Annotated in this window: 17 protein-coding genes and 1 tRNA gene; 5 read left to right on the top strand and 13 right to left on the bottom strand. The window is 57.8% G+C overall.

The features are described 5' to 3' along the window. Positions 1-35: 35 nt before the first annotated feature. The 13 genes from sctL to AC4PS6_RS26025 all read right to left on the bottom strand — a co-directional run bounded on the left by sctL (position 36) and on the right by AC4PS6_RS26025 (position 11112). Positions 36-629, bottom strand: a complete 594-nt coding sequence (gene sctL, locus AC4PS6_RS26085; RefSeq protein WP_014716824.1) for a type III secretion system stator protein SctL — start codon at positions 627-629, stop codon at positions 36-38. Then, the gene (locus AC4PS6_RS26080; RefSeq protein WP_224796991.1) at positions 607-1188 is read right to left on the bottom strand and encodes a type III secretion protein; all 582 of its coding nucleotides are present in this window, start codon (positions 1186-1188) and stop codon (positions 607-609) included. The genes sctL and AC4PS6_RS26080 overlap by 23 nt, the downstream gene beginning before the upstream one ends. Before the next feature lie 13 nt (positions 1189-1201). Further along, positions 1202-2002 (bottom strand): type III secretion system inner membrane ring lipoprotein SctJ, encoded by an 801-nt coding sequence (gene sctJ / locus AC4PS6_RS26075; protein WP_014716826.1) that lies wholly within the window; start codon positions 2000-2002, stop codon positions 1202-1204. Positions 2003-2487: 485 nt separating this feature from the next. Beyond that, positions 2488-2712 carry a hypothetical protein gene (locus AC4PS6_RS26070; RefSeq protein WP_014716828.1) on the bottom strand — a complete coding sequence of 75 codons (225 nt, stop codon included), beginning with the start codon at positions 2710-2712 and terminating at the stop codon, positions 2488-2490. A 243-nt stretch (positions 2713-2955) separates the two neighbouring features. Then, a complete protein-coding gene (locus AC4PS6_RS26065) occupies positions 2956-3879 on the bottom strand; it encodes a sigma 54-interacting transcriptional regulator (protein ID WP_014716829.1) in 924 nt (307 codons plus the stop codon). A gap of 321 nt (positions 3880-4200) precedes the next feature. Then, a complete protein-coding gene (gene ychF / locus AC4PS6_RS26060) occupies positions 4201-5301 on the bottom strand; it encodes a redox-regulated ATPase YchF (protein ID WP_014716830.1) in 1101 nt (366 codons plus the stop codon). Positions 5302-5323: 22 nt separating this feature from the next. Continuing rightward, entirely contained in the window at positions 5324-5908 is a 585-nt protein-coding gene (gene pth / locus AC4PS6_RS26055) for an aminoacyl-tRNA hydrolase (protein ID WP_010213318.1), read from the bottom strand. A 167-nt stretch (positions 5909-6075) separates the two neighbouring features. After that, entirely contained in the window at positions 6076-6675 is a 600-nt protein-coding gene (locus AC4PS6_RS26050; protein WP_003188351.1) for a 50S ribosomal protein L25/general stress protein Ctc, read from the bottom strand. 137 nt (positions 6676-6812) lie between these two features. After that, positions 6813-7754: a ribose-phosphate pyrophosphokinase gene (locus AC4PS6_RS26045; RefSeq protein ID WP_003171603.1), complete on the bottom strand. Its 942-nt coding sequence runs from the start codon at positions 7752-7754 to the stop codon at positions 6813-6815. 46 nt (positions 7755-7800) lie between these two features. Then, positions 7801-7875: transfer RNA gene (locus tag AC4PS6_RS26040), tRNA-Gln, on the bottom strand. Between the two features lie 37 nt (positions 7876-7912). Further along, positions 7913-8716 (bottom strand): 4-(cytidine 5'-diphospho)-2-C-methyl-D-erythritol kinase, encoded by an 804-nt coding sequence (gene ispE, locus AC4PS6_RS26035; protein ID WP_178114207.1) that lies wholly within the window; start codon positions 8714-8716, stop codon positions 7913-7915. 49 nt (positions 8717-8765) lie between these two features. Then, on the bottom strand, positions 8766-9383 hold the full coding sequence (gene lolB, locus AC4PS6_RS26030) for a lipoprotein insertase outer membrane protein LolB (protein WP_003188354.1): 618 nt from the start codon (positions 9381-9383) through the stop codon (positions 8766-8768). A gap of 4 nt (positions 9384-9387) precedes the next feature. Beyond that, the gene (locus AC4PS6_RS26025; RefSeq protein WP_014716833.1) at positions 9388-11112 is read right to left on the bottom strand and encodes a tetratricopeptide repeat protein; all 1725 of its coding nucleotides are present in this window, start codon (positions 11110-11112) and stop codon (positions 9388-9390) included. Between the two features lie 244 nt (positions 11113-11356). On the opposite strand from AC4PS6_RS26025, the gene hemA reads away from it, so the two are divergent. The 5 genes from hemA to murI are packed head-to-tail and all read left to right on the top strand — an operon-like array spanning position 11357 to position 16092. Further along, positions 11357-12646, top strand: a complete 1290-nt coding sequence (gene hemA / locus AC4PS6_RS26020; RefSeq protein ID WP_003188356.1) for a glutamyl-tRNA reductase — start codon at positions 11357-11359, stop codon at positions 12644-12646. Beyond that, complete coding sequence (prfA, locus tag AC4PS6_RS26015) at positions 12643-13725, top strand: peptide chain release factor 1 (protein ID WP_492181061.1); 1083 nt, start codon at positions 12643-12645, stop codon at positions 13723-13725. The genes hemA and prfA overlap by 4 nt, the downstream gene beginning before the upstream one ends. Further along, the gene (gene prmC / locus AC4PS6_RS26010; RefSeq protein ID WP_103451384.1) at positions 13726-14556 is read left to right on the top strand and encodes a peptide chain release factor N(5)-glutamine methyltransferase; all 831 of its coding nucleotides are present in this window, start codon (positions 13726-13728) and stop codon (positions 14554-14556) included. Then, entirely contained in the window at positions 14550-15305 is a 756-nt protein-coding gene (locus AC4PS6_RS26005) for a molybdopterin-synthase adenylyltransferase MoeB (RefSeq protein WP_336827363.1), read from the top strand. Before prmC ends, AC4PS6_RS26005 begins: the two co-directional genes overlap by 7 nt. Then, on the top strand, positions 15298-16092 hold the full coding sequence (murI, locus tag AC4PS6_RS26000; protein ID WP_014716837.1) for a glutamate racemase: 795 nt from the start codon (positions 15298-15300) through the stop codon (positions 16090-16092). Before AC4PS6_RS26005 ends, murI begins: the two co-directional genes overlap by 8 nt. Positions 16093-16177: the final 85 nt, after the last annotated feature.

Here is a 16177-nt window from a genome sequence, read left to right as displayed (position 1 = left end):
TGATTAACATAAAGAAAGTCTCTATGTTCGTAGGATTAAATCTCGATCAAGTACTCTTTATCCTGCTTGAAAAAAGTGTCGAGCATGGCGTTCCAGCTGATACGGAAGTCGCCCTCATCTGTTTTCAGTACGAGGGTCTGAAGATGAACTGTGTCGTCGGCGCTTAACTTCCAGGCGTTGCTCTTGTGGCGTGCAAGGCTCTGCCTTATTTCCTCAAGATCAAGGGGATGACAGAGCAGCGTCGCGCTGACTTCCTGAACTTGGCTCTCCAGCAAGTGCTTTAACAGTGCTGCGAGCCTTTGCGGGGCAGTCGTCTCGCCGAGCAAGCAGCGAATGGCCTGGTTGGTTATGGAGGTCGCATAGTGTTCAAGGTTGTCGCGCATCGTTTGACGGTCGCGTTCCCATTGCTTGAGTTGTGCATCTGCGCGTTGCCAGATTTCCAATGAGGCTTGTTCAAGCATGGCCTCGCATTTTTTCTCGGCCATACTTATCAATTCGTCGGCCTGGGCCTTGGCGTGGCTCAAGAGGTGGTTGGCGTGTTCCCAATGGGCAAGCTCTTCGCGCTTGATAAGGCTTCCTCGTGCGCCGGATGCGTCATTGCGTAACTCAATAGTATGTCGGCATAACATTACTGTTTTCCTCACCTGTGCGAGACAGGGGCGTGTTGCCGCTCGCCATGGTCGTGACGCGCCAGACGACGGCCTGCCAGAGAGTGTTCAATCGGCCGCTTGCATGTTCGAGTGGGGCGTTTGCTATTTCAGCCTCGCTCACACGTGTACGGGGAAAGCGCAATCGAAGACGCTGCCAGATAGCCGGTTCAACCCAGCTATGAAGCAGTCGCAGTGGATCGGAATGTGGGGGCAGCATGGAGGGGTGCAGCGCCATGGAGAGGCGCATGCACCACTGGTGATGACTTTCACTCAATGGTGATGGCGCTTCGGGATTGAATATGTGCGTGACCAATGCCAGCCCCAGGTTCAGTTGATCCGTCGTGGCCAGGGCCAACCGAAGCACGGTAGCGTGAGGCGCAGCAGGCAAGCAGGCTTTAAAACCCGTCAGGTTGTCGGGCACTGACCGGCCGTTGTAAAAAAGCCTTTCAATCGCACGATACTCCTCACCTCGCCAGTCTTCGTGGGCCTGCTTCCAGGGAAAAGCCCACCACTGAGCCCAGGCCAGTTGTTCACGCATGAGGGGGTCGGGTCTAGGTGCCATGCGTTGACCCCGCTGAGTCGCCTTTAATGGCCGGCTCCTGGGAGTGACGCTTGCGCCGCGCTTGGAGGAAGATCATGGCGGCCACGGCCGAAACCAGAGCGAGCAGCACAATCATTATGCTGGTTCGCCAGAAGCCGAGATCGTCGCCAGGCACCAGGAAGGGGCCGAAATACACCAGGCGTTGCTGTTCCTGATAAGTGGAGGCAGGTACAAACACCACAGTGAGTTTTTGCGGGTTATCCACCGCTGTGGTCATCCCGGGAATACTGCTTGCCACCATTCTGCGGACCCGCGCACGGATGTTGTCGGGATCCAGGCGTGGATCATGCTTGATAAACACGGAGGCAGATGCAGGTTGGACCGGCTCTCCTGGCGCAATGCGCTCGGGCAACACTACATGCACGCGTGCGACAATAACGCCATCGATCTTGGACAAGGTGGTTTCAAGCTCTTGGGATAAGGCATAGATGTAGCGGGCACGCTCTTCCAGGGGGGTGGAAATGACCCCTTCCTTGCGAAATGTATCCCCCATGGTGGTCCGGGCAAGTCGAGGAAGGCCTGCCGCTTCCAAGGTACGTACGGCGCGCCCGATGTCGTTTGTATTGACCGTTACGACGACGCCATCTTTGGCCGGGGTCTTTTGCGCACGAATATGTTTATCAGCCAATTCGGCGACGACCTCATTGGCTTCTTGCTCGGACAATTGGCGATGAAGTTCCACTCGGTCACCGCATCCGCTCAGTATAAAAGCCATGATCAAAACTAAAACGACACGCAGAGAGTTATTCATGCTCAGGACTGCATGTTACTGATCTTGTCGATGCACTGTGTTGTCTTGGCCAGACATTTCACCATGAGTTGTGATGTGAGTTGTGCGCTATATAACTCTCGTGGGTAAGTACTGATGGCCTCAACATCTATACCTTTTTTAGTTGAGCGGATTATTTTTGCGAAGCCATCTCTTGAGTGACTGAGGTGCTTTGAGGCCTCTGTCAAAAGGAGCGAGACTTCAGGCTTGGCAGAAGTCGTGTTGGTGGGGCGTTCAAGCATCGATGTGAAAAAACTGGCATCCATACCGTCTGGCGACTGTTCCTGGGCTGCACGGGTATGTTCCGTACTGCTGCCTTTCTGTGAGAAAGGGTCGTTTGCTATTCGCATGGCGGTTTACTCGATCAAAGTGGGCGCAGCTTTACAGGCGTACACACTGGCCTGTCGGGAGGGGGGATGATTACCTTTCGGACTAGAGAGCCTGAAAGGTAATCGATCACCCGATAATTATTGACCGGACCCCGACCGGATCAACCCTTGAATGTTTTTCACTTCAGCGCTTCTCCAGCCGTTTTTTATGGCATCAGCCTTCATCTTTTCGAAGATGCCTTCGGCGCCATCTTCGCCACCTCCAGCAAATCCGTCTCCTGTGCCTCCGTTAAATTTAGTGAATGGGTTAGACGTGTTTGCCAACGCTTGTGAATAGATCGAACCTGAGGTAATAGTTGACATATAAGGGTCCTTTGTGAATTAAGAATTGTATTCGCTGCCCGTAACATCATCATAGATATGACGCTGTTGACATATTTTGCAGCTATAATTGTGTGGCCTATAAAACGGATGCGTTCCAAAAGTTTTGAGCGGAGGTGTAACGAAATATGATCCTCAATATTTGAGAAACTATCAGCTCTTCATGTGCTGGCTCGTATCATTGAGGTTTTGACTATAAGATTTTTGAACCGGGCGTGATCAAGCTTATGCCAATGATATGTTCAATTGTTTCATTCTGTAATACAGCGTGCGCTTCGCAACCCCCAGCTCAATGGCTACGGTATCCACACAGTGTTGGTGACGGTACATCGACTCTTCAATCAACGCTTTTTCAATTTGTTGAAGGCGTGCCTTCAGGTCCGTCTGAGGGGGCGGCTGACGGCAGGCGGGCGCTGAGAGCGGCGGGAGGCCCAGGACGAACCGTTTCGCCGCCGAGCGTAGCTCGCGAACATTACCCAGCCAGGGGTGGCAGAGCAGTTCATGCAACAGGCCGTCAGAAGGCGATGGAGGTGTGCAATTGAACTGGTCTGCTTCTTCCTGAATCATCTGCAGAAACAACGGGATGATGCGCTCGCGCCGATCGCGCAGGGCGGGCAGTTCGATGTTCACGACATTCAGCCGAAAGTAGAGATCACGCCTGAAGGCGCCCTGGTCGACCATGATTTGCAGGGATTGCTGGGCCGATGCAATGACGCGCATGTCCACGGAAATGAACCGAGTCGAACCCAGGCGCTCCACCCCGCGGCACTCCAGCACACGCAGTAGCTTGGCTTGCAGGCTCAAGGGCATGCTGTCGATCTCATCAAGGTACAGAGTACCCAAGTGGGCGGCTTCGACAAATCCAGCCCTTGATTGCACTGCCCCGGTGTAGGCGCCGCTGTTGACACCGAACAGCTGGCTTTCCGCCAGGCTTTCAGGGATGGCCGCACAGTTCACGGCGACAAAATTACCTCGTCGACCCGATAAGCGATGAATCCGTTGTGCAAGCGTATCTTTGCCGGTACCCGTTTCTCCCAACAGCAGGATGTCAACGTTAAGCGCGGCGGTGTTGTTAAGTGTGGTTTCAATTTCCTGACCATCGATGAGTGAAACGTCTGTTGTATTATCCTTCTGGACGTAGGCCGACATCGATGTGTACTCCCTGTTCGCTAGTACTTCACTGTGGAAGGACGGTGTGCAAGCGCCAACTCAGTAGAACGCAGAATATAAAAGTTGTCACCCGGCGAAGAGGTAGTTATGTGCCGGAATAATGTAGGAAAATGACTGTAAGTTTAAGTTTTTAATGTGCTCGGCTTTAGTTTGGTTAAAGCGTCGAAAAAGGTAAGTAGGAAGATTCTGAGATAGTTGAGTATTTGGATATGTGTTTTTATTTGTAAGCTTAAATACCGGCCACAAAAAAGCCGATGCAATGCATCGGCTTTTTGTTCGCAGTCAATACTGCGGTGGTGCTTACACGTTAAAGCGGAAGTGCATCACATCGCCATCTTTAACAATGTAGTCCTTGCCTTCCAGGCGCCATTTACCGGCTTCCTTGGCACCGGCTTCACCCTTGAACTGGATGAAGTCGTTGTAGGCGATCACTTCGGCGCGGATGAAGCCTTTCTCAAAGTCGGTGTGGATCACGCCAGCAGCCTGTGGCGCGGTAGCACCGACCTTGACGGTCCAGGCGCGGACTTCTTCGACACCGGCGGTGAAGTAGGTCTGCAGGTTGAGCATTTCGTAGCCTGCGCGGATCACGCGGTTCAAGCCAGGCTCTTCCAGGCCCAGGGCCTCGAGGAACATGTCCTTTTCTTCGCCGTCATCGAGCTCGGCGATTTCCGCTTCGATCTTGTTGCACACCGGAACAACGATGGCGCCTTCTTCGTCGGCAATAGCCTTGACCACGTCGAGCAGCGGGTTGTTCTCGAAGCCGTCTTCGGCAACGTTGGCAATGTACATCACAGGCTTGGTGGTCAGCAGGTGGAAGCCCTTGATCACGGCCTTCTCATCGGCCCCCATGTTCTTCATCAGGCTGCGCGCAGGCTTGCCTTCGGTGAAGTGCGCGATCAGCTGCTCCAGCAGGCCCTTCTGGACCACTGCATCCTTGTCGCCGCCCTTGGCGTTACGCGCGACTTTCTGCAGTTGCTTTTCACAGCTGTCGAGGTCGGCGAAGATCAGTTCCAGGTCGATGATCTCGATGTCGCGCTTGGGGTCGACGCTGTTGGAGACGTGAATCACGTTCTCGTCTTCAAAGCAGCGGACCACGTGGGCGATAGCATCGGTTTCGCGGATGTTGGCCAGGAACTTGTTGCCCAGGCCTTCACCTTTCGAGGCGCCGGCGACGAGGCCCGCGATGTCGACGAACTCCATGGTGGTCGGCAGGATGCGCTTGGGATTGACGATGGCCGCCAGTGCGTCAAGACGCGGGTCCGGCATCGGCACGATGCCGCTGTTGGGTTCGATGGTGCAGAAGGGGAAGTTCTCCGCCGCAATACCGGACTTGGTCAGGGCGTTGAACAGGGTGGACTTGCCGACGTTGGGCAGGCCGACGATGCCGCAATTGAATCCCATGGTGTTTCCCCTCGGATAAGAGTCAGGCCTTCTGGCTGTGCAGGTTTTTCATCGCGCGGTTCCATTCACCGGCGAAGATATCCGGCAGCACGCCGAGGGCAAAATCGATGCTGGCATCGAGTTTTTCCTGTTCGGCGCGTGGCGCACGACCCAGGACGAAATTTGAAACCATACTGGCAACGCCTGGGTGGCCAATGCCGAGCCGCAGACGGTAAAAATTATTCTGATTGCCCAACTGCGCGATGATGTCACGCAGGCCATTGTGCCCACCATGCCCGCCGCCGAGCTTGAGCTTGGCTACGCCGGGTGGCAGGTCCAGTTCGTCATGGGCCACCAGGATTTCTTCGGGTTTGATCCGGAAGAAGCCCGCAAGCGCCGCGACAGCCTGGCCGCTGCGGTTCATATAGGTGGTGGGAATCAGTAGACGAACATCCTGACCCTGGTGCGAGAAGCGCCCGGTCAGGCCAAAATATTTGCGATCGGCCACCAGGTTGACGCCTTGGGCGTGGGCGATGCGCTCAACAAAAAGGGCCCCCGCGTTATGCCGGGTCTGTTCGTATTCGGCGCCTGGATTTCCCAGGCCAACGATCAGTTTAATGGCAGTCACGACAGGAGCCCTTCCTTTGGAGTTGTGGATAACATCGCCGTACCCAGGTGCGGCGAAAGTGGACGACACTACATCATTTACTCAAGAGTAAACGCCGCGTTATCGCCCGCTTTCTCGCTACGTTTCGGTCCGCGATGTTCCCTCAAGCTCCGGCAATACAGAGTGAATTACTCTGCAGCGCCTTCTTCAGCTTCTTCTGGAGCAACGCGTGGAGCGTGAACGTTGGCAACAGCTTTGTCATCACCGTGAGCCAGTGCGACAAACTCAACGCCTTTAGGGGCCTTGAGGTCGGACAGGTGAACGATGGCGCCGATTTCCAGAGCCGACAGGTCGACTTCGATGAACTCAGGCAGGTCTTTCGGCAGGCAGGTCACTTCGATTTCGTTCAGGACGTGAGAGATCTCGCCGCCTTTCTTGACCGGAGCTTCTTCACCCACAAAGTGCACAGGCACGATGGCGGTCAGTTTCTGGCCAGCTACAACGCGAACGAAGTCAGCGTGCATGATGAACTGCTTGGAAGGGTGACGCTGCATCGCTTTAACGATGACGTTCTGCTTGGCGCCGTCGACGTTCAGCTCGATAACGTGGCTGTAGGCAGCTTCGTTTTCGAACAGCTTGGCGATTTCCTTGGCCAGGATGGTCACGGATTCAGCAGGCTTGTTACCACCGTAGACAACGGCTGGGATGTTGGCGGCGTGACGCAGGCGGCGGCTCGCACCTTTCCCCAGGTCAGTACGCGCTTGGGCGTTCAGAGTAAATTCGTTCATGTTGTATCTCCAAAATAGCCATCATCGAGGGGCGTTTGCGACCAGCGCCGAACTCGATATGGGCAAAAAAGCCCCGCCCCAGCGGAATGCTGGGGCGGGGCGCTTTTCGTCAGTGAGGTGATCCGTTGGTTTGACCCTTAACGGAACATCGCGCTGATCGATTCTTCATTGCTGATGCGGCGAACCGCTTCGGCAACGACCGGTGCAATATCCAGTTGGCGGATACGTGCACAGGCTTGAGCTGCGGCGGACAACGGGATGGTGTTAGTCACCACCAGTTCGTCCAGCACGGAGTTCTCGATGTTTTCGATCGCTCGGCCCGACAGCACAGGGTGTGTGCAGTAGGCGAAGACTTTTGCTGCACCGTGCTCTTTCAAGGCTTTCGCCGCGTGGCACAGCGTGCCGGCGGTGTCGACCATGTCATCAACCAGAATACAGGTGCGCCCTTCGACATCACCGATGATATGCATCACTTCAGAGTGATTGGCTTTCTCACGGCGTTTGTCGATGATCCCGAGGTCCACGCCCAGGGATTTGGCAACAGCCCGTGCACGCACGACGCCACCAATGTCCGGGGACACGATCATCAGGTTTTCAAAGCGCTGGTCTTCGATGTCATCCACCAGGACGGGGGAGCCGTAGATGTTATCTACCGGAATATCGAAGAACCCCTGGATTTGGTCAGCGTGCAGGTCAACCGTGAGCACACGGTCGATACCTACCACGGTCAGCATGTCAGCAACGACTTTCGCGCTGATAGCTACACGTGCGGAGCGCGGACGGCGATCCTGACGGGCATAACCAAAGTAAGGGATTACAGCTGTGATTCGAGTCGCTGAGGAGCGGCGGAAGGCATCAGCCATCACGACGAGTTCCATCAGGTTATCGTTGGTCGGAGCGCAGGTCGGCTGAATAATGAAGACGTCTTTACCGCGGACATTTTCATTGATCTCGGCTGTAATTTCGCCGTCGGAGAATTTACCGACAGAGATGTCACCGAGAGGGATATGCAGCTGACGTACGACACGTCGAGCCAGATCGGGGTTGGCATTCCCCGTAAAGACCATCATCTTGGACACGCGCAGTACCTAGAGGCTGAGGGTAACCTGGATGAGTATTAGAAAATGGCAGGGGCGGCTGGATTCGAACCAACGCATGGCAGGATCAAAACCTGCTGCCTTACCGCTTGGCGACGCCCCTGTATCTGTTGCAACGAGTGCCTAACACTCGGTTCCTTTTAGAGCAGACTTTGCAGCTTGCGATGCAACATCGAAACGTTGCTTCCTTTTGCTACAAACCCTGTAAGGGTCTCTGTAAGAAGGGCCGAGACTTTATCAGCTTCAGCTTTGCTTGGGAAGCCCCCAAACACACAACTTCCAGTGCCGGTTAATTTTGCTTCGGTAAATTTACCTAACAAATTCAAAGCGTTACGTACCTCTGGATAACGCCTTGCTACAACCGGTAAGCAGTCATTTCGACTGTTTCCCTTGGGAACGGGGCGCACTTTAATGGGAGAAGAGTTACGTGTCAACAACGGATCTGAAAAAATTTCTGCTGTACTTACAGATACTTGCGGCACCAGCACGACATACCAAGGTTCTTCGGGCTCTACAGGGGTGAGTTTCTCCCCAACGCCTTCAGCAAATGCGGCGTGCCCCCGCACGAAAACCGGGACGTCGGCGCCCAGTGTGAGGCCCAGCGCAGCAAGGCGATCGTGGTCCCAGCCCAGTTGCCATAAGTGATTGAGGCCCAACAAAGTGGTCGCGGCATTGGAGCTGCCGCCACCGATACCCCCGCCCATGGGCAGGATTTTGTCGATCCAGATATCAATGCCAAGTGGGCAGCCGGATTGTGCCTGAAGTTTTTTGGCTGCCCGCACAATCAGATTGCTGTCGTGGGGCACGCCGTCGAATTCGGTGTGCAGTTGGATTACGCCATCCTCACGCACGGCAAAGGTCAGCTCATCGCCGTAGTCGAGAAACTGAAACAGCGTCTGCAACTCGTGGTAGCCATCTTCACGACGGCCAAGGATGTGCAGCATCAGGTTGAGCTTGGCCGGGGAGGGCAGGGTCAATTTTTGTGCGGACACGTTATTGCCCCAGTTTGCGCGGTTGCCAGTCCTTGATCACCAGCGTGACATCAAGGTCGGTGCCATGCAGCTTGATACGTTCGGGAAGCCAATAGCCGCTTTGCTCCACGTAGCTCAAATATTCGACCTGCCAGCCATCCTGCTCCAGGGTGGCGAGGCGGCTGTCGCCATTGAGGCTCAGCCGGCTCTTGCTGTCAGGTGCCGGCAGGCCGCGGACCCACCAGACCAGATGAGAGACGGGCAGCTTCCAGCCAATCTGCTGCTCCAGCAGTTCTTCCGGAGAGGTTGCCTCGTAGCGGCCCTGATTGGCCACTTCCAGGCTTACTTGCCCTGGCCTGCCAGTCAGGCGGGCTGCGCCACGACCCAGGGGGCCCGAGAGGCGAATGTCGTAGTAGTCCTGGCGTTGCAGCCAGAACAGGGTGCCGCTGCCGGAGTCTTTCGGCGCACGCACCCCGACCTTGCCCTCGATCTGCCAGCCATCGATGCTGCTGAGCTGGTCCTTGTGTTGTTTCCATTGTGCCGGGTTGCCCTGGCCTTCAACGGATTCACGGCTGCCGATGCCCGCGCAACCGGCGAGCAGGGCGATGAAACTGAAAACGATAATGTGGCGCAAGAACATAAGCTTAAAGGGTCTCGGATCCGGTCAGGCGCTTGATGGTGCTGCGCAGGATAGGGCTGTCGGGTTGTTCCTTGAGGAATTTTTCCCAGATTTGTCGGGCTTCGCGCTGCTTGCCATTGGCCCAGAGCACTTCGCCCAGGTGTGCGGCAACTTCCTGGTCCGGGAAACGCTCCAGCGCCTGGCGCAGTAAGCGCTCGGCCTCGTCGAGGTTGCCCAGGCGGTAATTCACCCAGCCCAGGCTGTCGAGTACGGCCGGGTCTTCCGGGTTGAGCGCGTGGGCCTGTTCGATCAGCACCTTGGCTTCGGCGTAGCGCGTGGTGCGATCGGACAAGGTGTAGCCCAGGGCGTTAAGGGCCATGGCGTTGTCCGGGTCACGCTTGATGATCAGGCGCAGGTCTTTCTCCAACTGCGCCAGGTCATTGCGTTTTTCCGCCTGCATGGCGCGGGTGTACAGCAGGTTCAAATCGTCGGGGTATTGCAGCAACGCCTGTTGCAATAACTTCCAGGCGCGTTCGCCCTGCTTGTTGGCCGATAAGGTCTCGGCCTGGATCAGGTACAGCTGGATCGCATAGTCCGGCTCGGCATCGCGGGCCGCGGCCAGGCGTTTTTCCGCTTCGTCGGTGCGGCCGTTGCTCATCAGGATGTCGGCTTGGCGCAACTGCGCTGGCAGATAATCATTGCCGGGGCCGACTTGGGCGTATTCAAGCAGGGCCGCCTGCGGGTCGTTGCGCTCTTCAGCGATGCGGCCCAGGTTCAAGTGCGCCGAATCCACGTGGCTGTCACGTTCGATCAGCTCTTGCAGGTAGCCCTTGGCCTCGTCCCAGGCCTTGGCTTCCAGGCACACCAATGCCAGGGAATAACGCAGTTCGTCGTCGTCCGGGTATTGCTGGACCAGGTTGGCGAACTGCACTTTGGCGTCTTCCATACGGTCCTGCTCAACCAGCATGCGTGCATAGGTCAGGAGCAGGCGCTTGTCGCCGGGGTATTTCTTGATGCTTTTTTCCAGCAGCGGAATCGCTTCCTTGCCGCGGTTAAGGCTTTGCAGCAGGCGTGCACGCAACAGGATCGGCGCGATTTCGCCTTCTTCCGGCGGGTTCTGTTCCAAGAGGTTGAGCGCGGCGTCGGCTTCATCGTCCTGTTGCAGCAGCAGGGCCTTGCCGAAAATCAACTGGCTGTTCTTCGGATGCTTTTGCAGCAGGCGATCGAAACTCTTCATCAGGCCGTTGCGCGTGTCCTGGTCGGTGTCGGCGGCCGATAGCGCAAGAAAGTCAAAATGTGTGTCGCCCTTGCCCTGCAGAACCTTCTCCATATAGACCATGGAGTCGTCATAGCGCCCGGCACGCGCCAGTTGCACCGCCGCGGCGCGTTGGGCTTCCAGATCATCCGGCGCGTTTTTGGCCCAGATCAGCGAGGTGTCCAGCGCTGCCTGGTCGGCGCCCAGGTATTCGGCGATGCGAAACGCTCGCTCGGAAATCCCCGGATCCTGGGTGTTGATGGCCTGGGTCACGTAATTATCCAGCGCAATATCGAAGCGATTGCGCTGGCCGGCCAGTTCAGCGGTCAGCAGGCTGTAGATCGTTTCTTCACTGAACGAGGAATAAACCTTGGGTTTTTCAGGGGCGGGAGTGCTGTCTTCCACCGGCGACGTAGCGTCCGGCGACACGGGTGCCATGGCCTGGCAGCCGCTGAGGAAGACAAAAGCGAGGAGCAACGCGGAAGATCTATTCATATAGGAAGAGGACGACTAACCTGCGGTCGGATCATCATGACACAAGCCTTCGGCCAAACATAACCGGGGCACTCGGAATACGACTATTGCTGCCTTTTGCCTTTCCTTTGTAGAAGCGAGCTTGCTCGCTCCTACAAAAGTGCATTGATAGGCATAAGATATAGGGACAATAGACGACGGTGGTTGTTCTGGATCTTTCGAAGTAGGACAATTGTCGGCTTCCCGACATCATCAGCGATATTGAATGGCCTTCCTCGCACTCGGTATTAACCACAAGACTGCCTCCGTAGACGTGCGCGAGCGCGTGGCGTTTACGCCAGAGCAGTTGGTTGAGGCCCTGCAGCAGCTCTGCCGGCTTACCGACAGCCGCGAAGCTGCGATTCTTTCGACCTGCAATCGCAGCGAGCTCTATATAGAGCAGGAACATCTCTCGGCGGATGTGGTGCTGCGCTGGCTGGCCGATTATCACCATTTGAGCCTCGATGACCTGCGTGCCAGCGCTTATGTGCATGAAGAGGATGCGGCAGTTCGTCACATGATGCGCGTGGCGGCCGGTCTCGACTCGCTGGTGTTGGGTGAACCGCAGATTCTCGGCCAGATGAAGTCTGCCTACGCCGTGGCCCGTGAGGCCGGCACTGTCGGCCCATTGCTGGGCCGCCTGTTCCAGGCCACCTTCAATTCCGCCAAGCAAGTGCGTACCGATACGGCCATCGGCGAAAACCCGGTGTCCGTGGCCTTTGCCGCTGTGAGCCTGGCCAAGCAGATTTTCAGCGACTTGCAGCGCAGCCAGGCCCTGCTGATCGGCGCTGGTGAAACCATCACCTTGGTGGCCCGTCACCTGCACGATCTTGGCGTGAAGCGCATCGTGGTCGCCAACCGCACCCTGGAGCGCGCCAGCATTCTGGCCGAGCAGTTCGGTGCGCATGCGGTGCTGCTGTCGGACATTCCCGCTGAACTGGTACGCAGTGATATCGTCATCAGTTCCACCGCCAGCCAATTGCCGATTCTGGGCAAGGGCGCGGTCGAGAGCGCGTTGAAGCTGCGCAAGCACAAGCCGATCTTCATGGTGGATATCGCCGTTCCCCGGGATATCGAGCCCGAAGTCGGCGAGTTGGACGACGTTTACCTTTATAGCGTCGATGATCTGCATGAAGTGGTCGCTGAAAACCTCAAGAGCCGGCAGGGTGCCGCCCAGGCCGCCGAGGAAATGGTCAGCACCGGTGCCGAAGATTTCATGGTGCGCCTGCGTGAACTGGCGGCAGTGGATGTGCTCAAGGCGTATCGTCAGCAGGGTGAACGCCTGCGTGATGAAGAGTTGCTCAAGGCCCAGCGCATGCTGGCCAATGGCAGTGGCGCCGAAGAGGTGCTGATGCAATTGGCCCGTGGCCTGACCAACAAACTGCTTCACGCGCCTAGCGTCCAGTTGAAAAAGCTTACCGCCGAAGGCCGCCTCGATGCGCTGGCCATGGCCCAGGAACTCTTTGCCCTCGGTGAGGGCGCGTCAGACAGCTCTTCGGATAAAAAACCGCAATGAAAGCGTCACTGCTCAATAAACTGGACGTGCTCCAGGACCGTTTCGAAGAACTGACCGCCTTGCTCGGCGATGGCGAGTTCATTTCCGATCAGACCAAATTCCGTGCCTATTCCAAGGAATACGCCGAAGTTGAGCCCATTGTGGCCACCTATAAAAACCTGCTGAAAGTCCAGGCCGACCTCGAAGGTGCCCAGGCCCTGCTCAAGGACAGCGACCCGGACATGCGTGAAATGGCCGTGGAAGAAGTCCGCGAAGCCAAGGACAAACTCGCTGAGCTTGAGGGTGACTTGCAACGCATGTTGCTGCCCAAGGACCCTAACGACGGACGCAACGTGTTCCTCGAAATCCGCGCCGGCACCGGTGGCGACGAGGCGGCGATTTTCTCCGGCGACCTGTTCCGCATGTATTCGCGTTATGCCGAGCGTCGTGGCTGGCGGGTGGAGATCCTCTCCGAGAACGAGGGCGAGCACGGCGGCTATAAAGAAGTCATCGCCCGGGTTGAAGGCGACAACGTCTATGGCAAGCTGAAGTTCGAGTCCGGTGCGCACCGCGTACAGCGGGTGCCGGCCACCGAGTCCCAAGGCCGTATCCACACCTCGGCGTGCACCGTCGCGGTGTTGCCTGAGCCGGACGAACAGGAAGCCATCGAGATCAACCCGGCGGACTTGCGCGTCGACACCTACCGCTCATCCGGCGCGGGTGGCCAGCACGTTAACAAGACCGACTCGGCGATCCGTATCACTCACTTGCCGTCGGGCATTGTGGTGGAGTGCCAGGAAGAACGTTCCCAGCACAAGAACCGTGCACGGGCCATGTCCTGGTTGTCGGCCAAGTTGAACGACCAGCAGACCAGCGCCGCGGCCAACGCAATTGCCAGCGAACGCAAGCTGCTGGTGGGCTCCGGCGACCGCTCCGAGCGTATCCGCACCTACAACTTTGCCCAAGGCCGGGTTACCGACCATCGGGTCAACCTCACCCTGTACTCCCTCGACGAAATTCTCGCCGGTGGCGTGGATGCGGTGATCGAGCCGTTGCTCGCCGAATACCAGGCCGACCAACTGGCGGCGATAGGTGACTGAATGACCATCATTGCCAGCCTGCTGCGCGCCGCTGACCTGCCCGACTCGCCGACGGCGCGCCTGGACGTGGAGTTGCTGTTGGCCGCTGCCCTGGGCAAATCGCGCAGTTACCTGCATACCTGGCCGGAAAAGATCGTCAGCAGCGAAGACGCCCTGACCTTTGCCGGCTACCTGCAGCGCCGCCGCAGCGGCGAGCCGGTGGCCTATATCCTCGGCCAGCAAGGCTTCTGGAAACTCGACCTGGAAGTAGCACCGCACACTTTGATCCCCCGCCCGGAAACTGAGTTGCTGGTGGAAGCTGCCCTGGAATTGCTGCCCGCCACGCCCGCCCAGATCCTGGACCTGGGCACCGGCAGCGGTGCCATCGCCTTGGCCCTGGCCAGCGAACGGCCGGCCTGGCAGGTCACGGCGGTCGACCGCGTGCTGGAGGCCGTGGCCCTGGCCGAGCGCAATCGTCAACGTCTGCACCTCAATAACGCTACGGTGCTCAACAGCCATTGGTTCAGCGCCCTGCAAGGCCACCGCTTCGACCTGATCATCAGCAACCCGCCCTACATTGCCGACAATGACCCGCACCTGGCGGCCGGCGATGTGCGCTTCGAACCGGCCAGTGCGCTGGTGGCGGGGCACGATGGTCTGGACGACTTGCGCCTGATCACCCAAGAGTCTCCTGACCACCTGAACGACGGAGGCTGGCTGTTGCTCGAGCACGGTTACGACCAGGCCCAGGCCGTGCGCGAATTGTTGCTGAACCAGGGGTTCGAAGGCGTACATAGCCGCATCGACCTCGGCGGTCACGAACGCATCACCTTGGGGCGCCGCCCGTGCTGACCGATCAGGAGCTGTTGCGCTATAGCCGGCAGATTCTGTTGCAGCCTGTCGACATCGACGGCCAATTACGCCTGAAGCGAAGCCGCGCGTTGATTGTCGGCCTGGGTGGCCTGGGCGCTCCGGTGGCGCTTTACCTGGCCGCTGCCGGGGTGGGCGAATTGCACCTGGCGGATTTCGATACAGTCGATTTGACCAACCTGCAACGCCAGATCATCCATGACACCGACAGCGTGGGGCAGACCAAGGTCGATTCGGCCATGGGGCGCCTGAGGGCGATCAACCCTGAAGTCACCCTGGTCGCCTATCGTGCTGCGCTGGATGCCGACTCGCTGGCCGCTGCGGTCAACGCAGTGGACCTGGTGCTCGATTGCAGCGACAACTTCTCTACCCGCGAGGCGGTCAACGCGGCCTGCGTCGCCGCCGGTAAACCGCTGGTCAGTGGCGCGGCCATTCGCCTTGAGGGGCAGTTGTCGGTATTCGACCCCCGTCGCGCCGACAGCCCCTGTTACCACTGTTTGTACGGGCACGGCAGCGACACGGAACTGACCTGCAGCGAAGCCGGCGTCGTCGGGCCGTTGGTGGGGGTGGTTGGCAGCCTGCAAGCGCTGGAAGCCTTGAAGCTGCTGGCCGATTTTGGTGAGCCGTTGGTGGGGCGCCTGTTGTTGATCGATGCGCTGACCACGCGTTTTCGCGAGTTGCGCGTCAAGCGTGACCCAGGCTGCAGCGTCTGCGGGACACAGCATGGTTAAGGGCGCGCCTATTGGTGTGTTCGATTCCGGCATCGGCGGCCTCACGGTGCTGGAAGAAATCCAGCAGTTGTTGCCCCACGAGTCACTGTTGTACGTGGCTGACTGCGGGCACATTCCTTATGGCGAGAAAACGCCGGCGTTCATTCTTGAGCGTTCTCGCTCGGTCGCTGAGTTTTTCCGCGAGCGGGGCGCCAAGGCCTTTGTGATTGCCTGTAATACGGCGACTGTCGCCGCCGTGGCCGATTTACGCCAGGATTACCCTGACTGGCCATTGGTCGGTATGGAGCCTGCGGTGAAACCTGCGGCCGCAGCCACGCGCAGTGGCGTGGTGGGTGTGCTCGCCACCACCGGTACCCTGCAAAGCGCCAAGTTCGCCGCCTTGCTCGACCGCTTCGCCACCGATGTACGGGTGATTACCCAGCCGTGTCCAGGCCTGGTGGAGCTGATTGAAGCCGGCGACCTCAACAGCCCGGCCTTGCGCGCCCTGCTGCAAGGCTATGTAGAGCCGCTGCTCAGCGCCGGTTGCGACACCATCATCCTGGGTTGCACTCATTACCCCTTCCTCAAGCCACTCCTGGCGCAGATGCTGCCCCCCAGCATCATCCTCATTGATACCGGCGCCGCTGTGGCGCGCCAGCTCAAGCGCTTGCTGGGTGAGCGCGACCTGCTGGCCGCTGGCGAACCTGAAGCTACACAGTTCTGGACCAGCGGCGATCTGTGTCACCTAAGAAATATCCTACCGACACTTTGGAAACATCCTGGAGTTGTGCGAAGCTTTGGCTCGTGAAAATTTCGTGAAATAACACTGAAAAAAGCTGAACTTCTGGCTATGCGTCGGCTTCTATAGCCCGTTAGCCTGTACATAACCCAAT

The sequence above is a fragment of the Pseudomonas sp. DW-iso17 genome (genome assembly GCF_058725345.1).
The sequence above is the reverse complement of the archived record's forward strand: the minus strand, read 5'-3'. Positions and strand labels throughout refer to the sequence as shown.

What these genes read in the sequence shown, in the direction of transcription:
- sctL (WP_014716824.1), bottom strand. Translation starts at nt 629, where the DNA reads ATGTTATGCCGACATACTATTGAGTTACGCAATGACGCATCCGGCGCA.
- AC4PS6_RS26080 (WP_224796991.1), bottom strand. Translation starts at nt 1,188, where the DNA reads ATGCGTGAACAACTGGCCTGGGCTCAGTGGTGGGCTTTTCCCTGGAAG.
- sctJ (WP_014716826.1), bottom strand. Translation starts at nt 2,002, where the DNA reads ATGAATAACTCTCTGCGTGTCGTTTTAGTTTTGATCATGGCTTTTATA.
- AC4PS6_RS26070 (WP_014716828.1), bottom strand. Translation starts at nt 2,712, where the DNA reads ATGTCAACTATTACCTCAGGTTCGATCTATTCACAAGCGTTGGCAAAC.
- AC4PS6_RS26065 (WP_014716829.1), bottom strand. Translation starts at nt 3,879, where the DNA reads ATGTCGGCCTACGTCCAGAAGGATAATACAACAGACGTTTCACTCATC.
- ychF (WP_014716830.1), bottom strand. Translation starts at nt 5,301, where the DNA reads ATGGGATTCAATTGCGGCATCGTCGGCCTGCCCAACGTCGGCAAGTCC.
- AC4PS6_RS26050 (WP_003188351.1), bottom strand. Translation starts at nt 6,675, where the DNA reads ATGAACGAATTTACTCTGAACGCCCAAGCGCGTACTGACCTGGGGAAA.
- ispE (WP_178114207.1), bottom strand. Translation starts at nt 8,716, where the DNA reads ATGCTGCACATCCTTGGCCGTCGTGAAGATGGCTACCACGAGTTGCAG.
- lolB (WP_003188354.1), bottom strand. Translation starts at nt 9,383, where the DNA reads ATGTTCTTGCGCCACATTATCGTTTTCAGTTTCATCGCCCTGCTCGCC.
- AC4PS6_RS26025 (WP_014716833.1), bottom strand. Translation starts at nt 11,112, where the DNA reads ATGAATAGATCTTCCGCGTTGCTCCTCGCTTTTGTCTTCCTCAGCGGC.
- hemA (WP_003188356.1), top strand. Translation starts at nt 11,357, where the DNA reads ATGGCCTTCCTCGCACTCGGTATTAACCACAAGACTGCCTCCGTAGAC.
- prfA (WP_492181061.1), top strand. Translation starts at nt 12,643, where the DNA reads ATGAAAGCGTCACTGCTCAATAAACTGGACGTGCTCCAGGACCGTTTC.
- prmC (WP_103451384.1), top strand. Translation starts at nt 13,726, where the DNA reads ATGACCATCATTGCCAGCCTGCTGCGCGCCGCTGACCTGCCCGACTCG.
- murI (WP_014716837.1), top strand. Translation starts at nt 15,298, where the DNA reads ATGGTTAAGGGCGCGCCTATTGGTGTGTTCGATTCCGGCATCGGCGGC.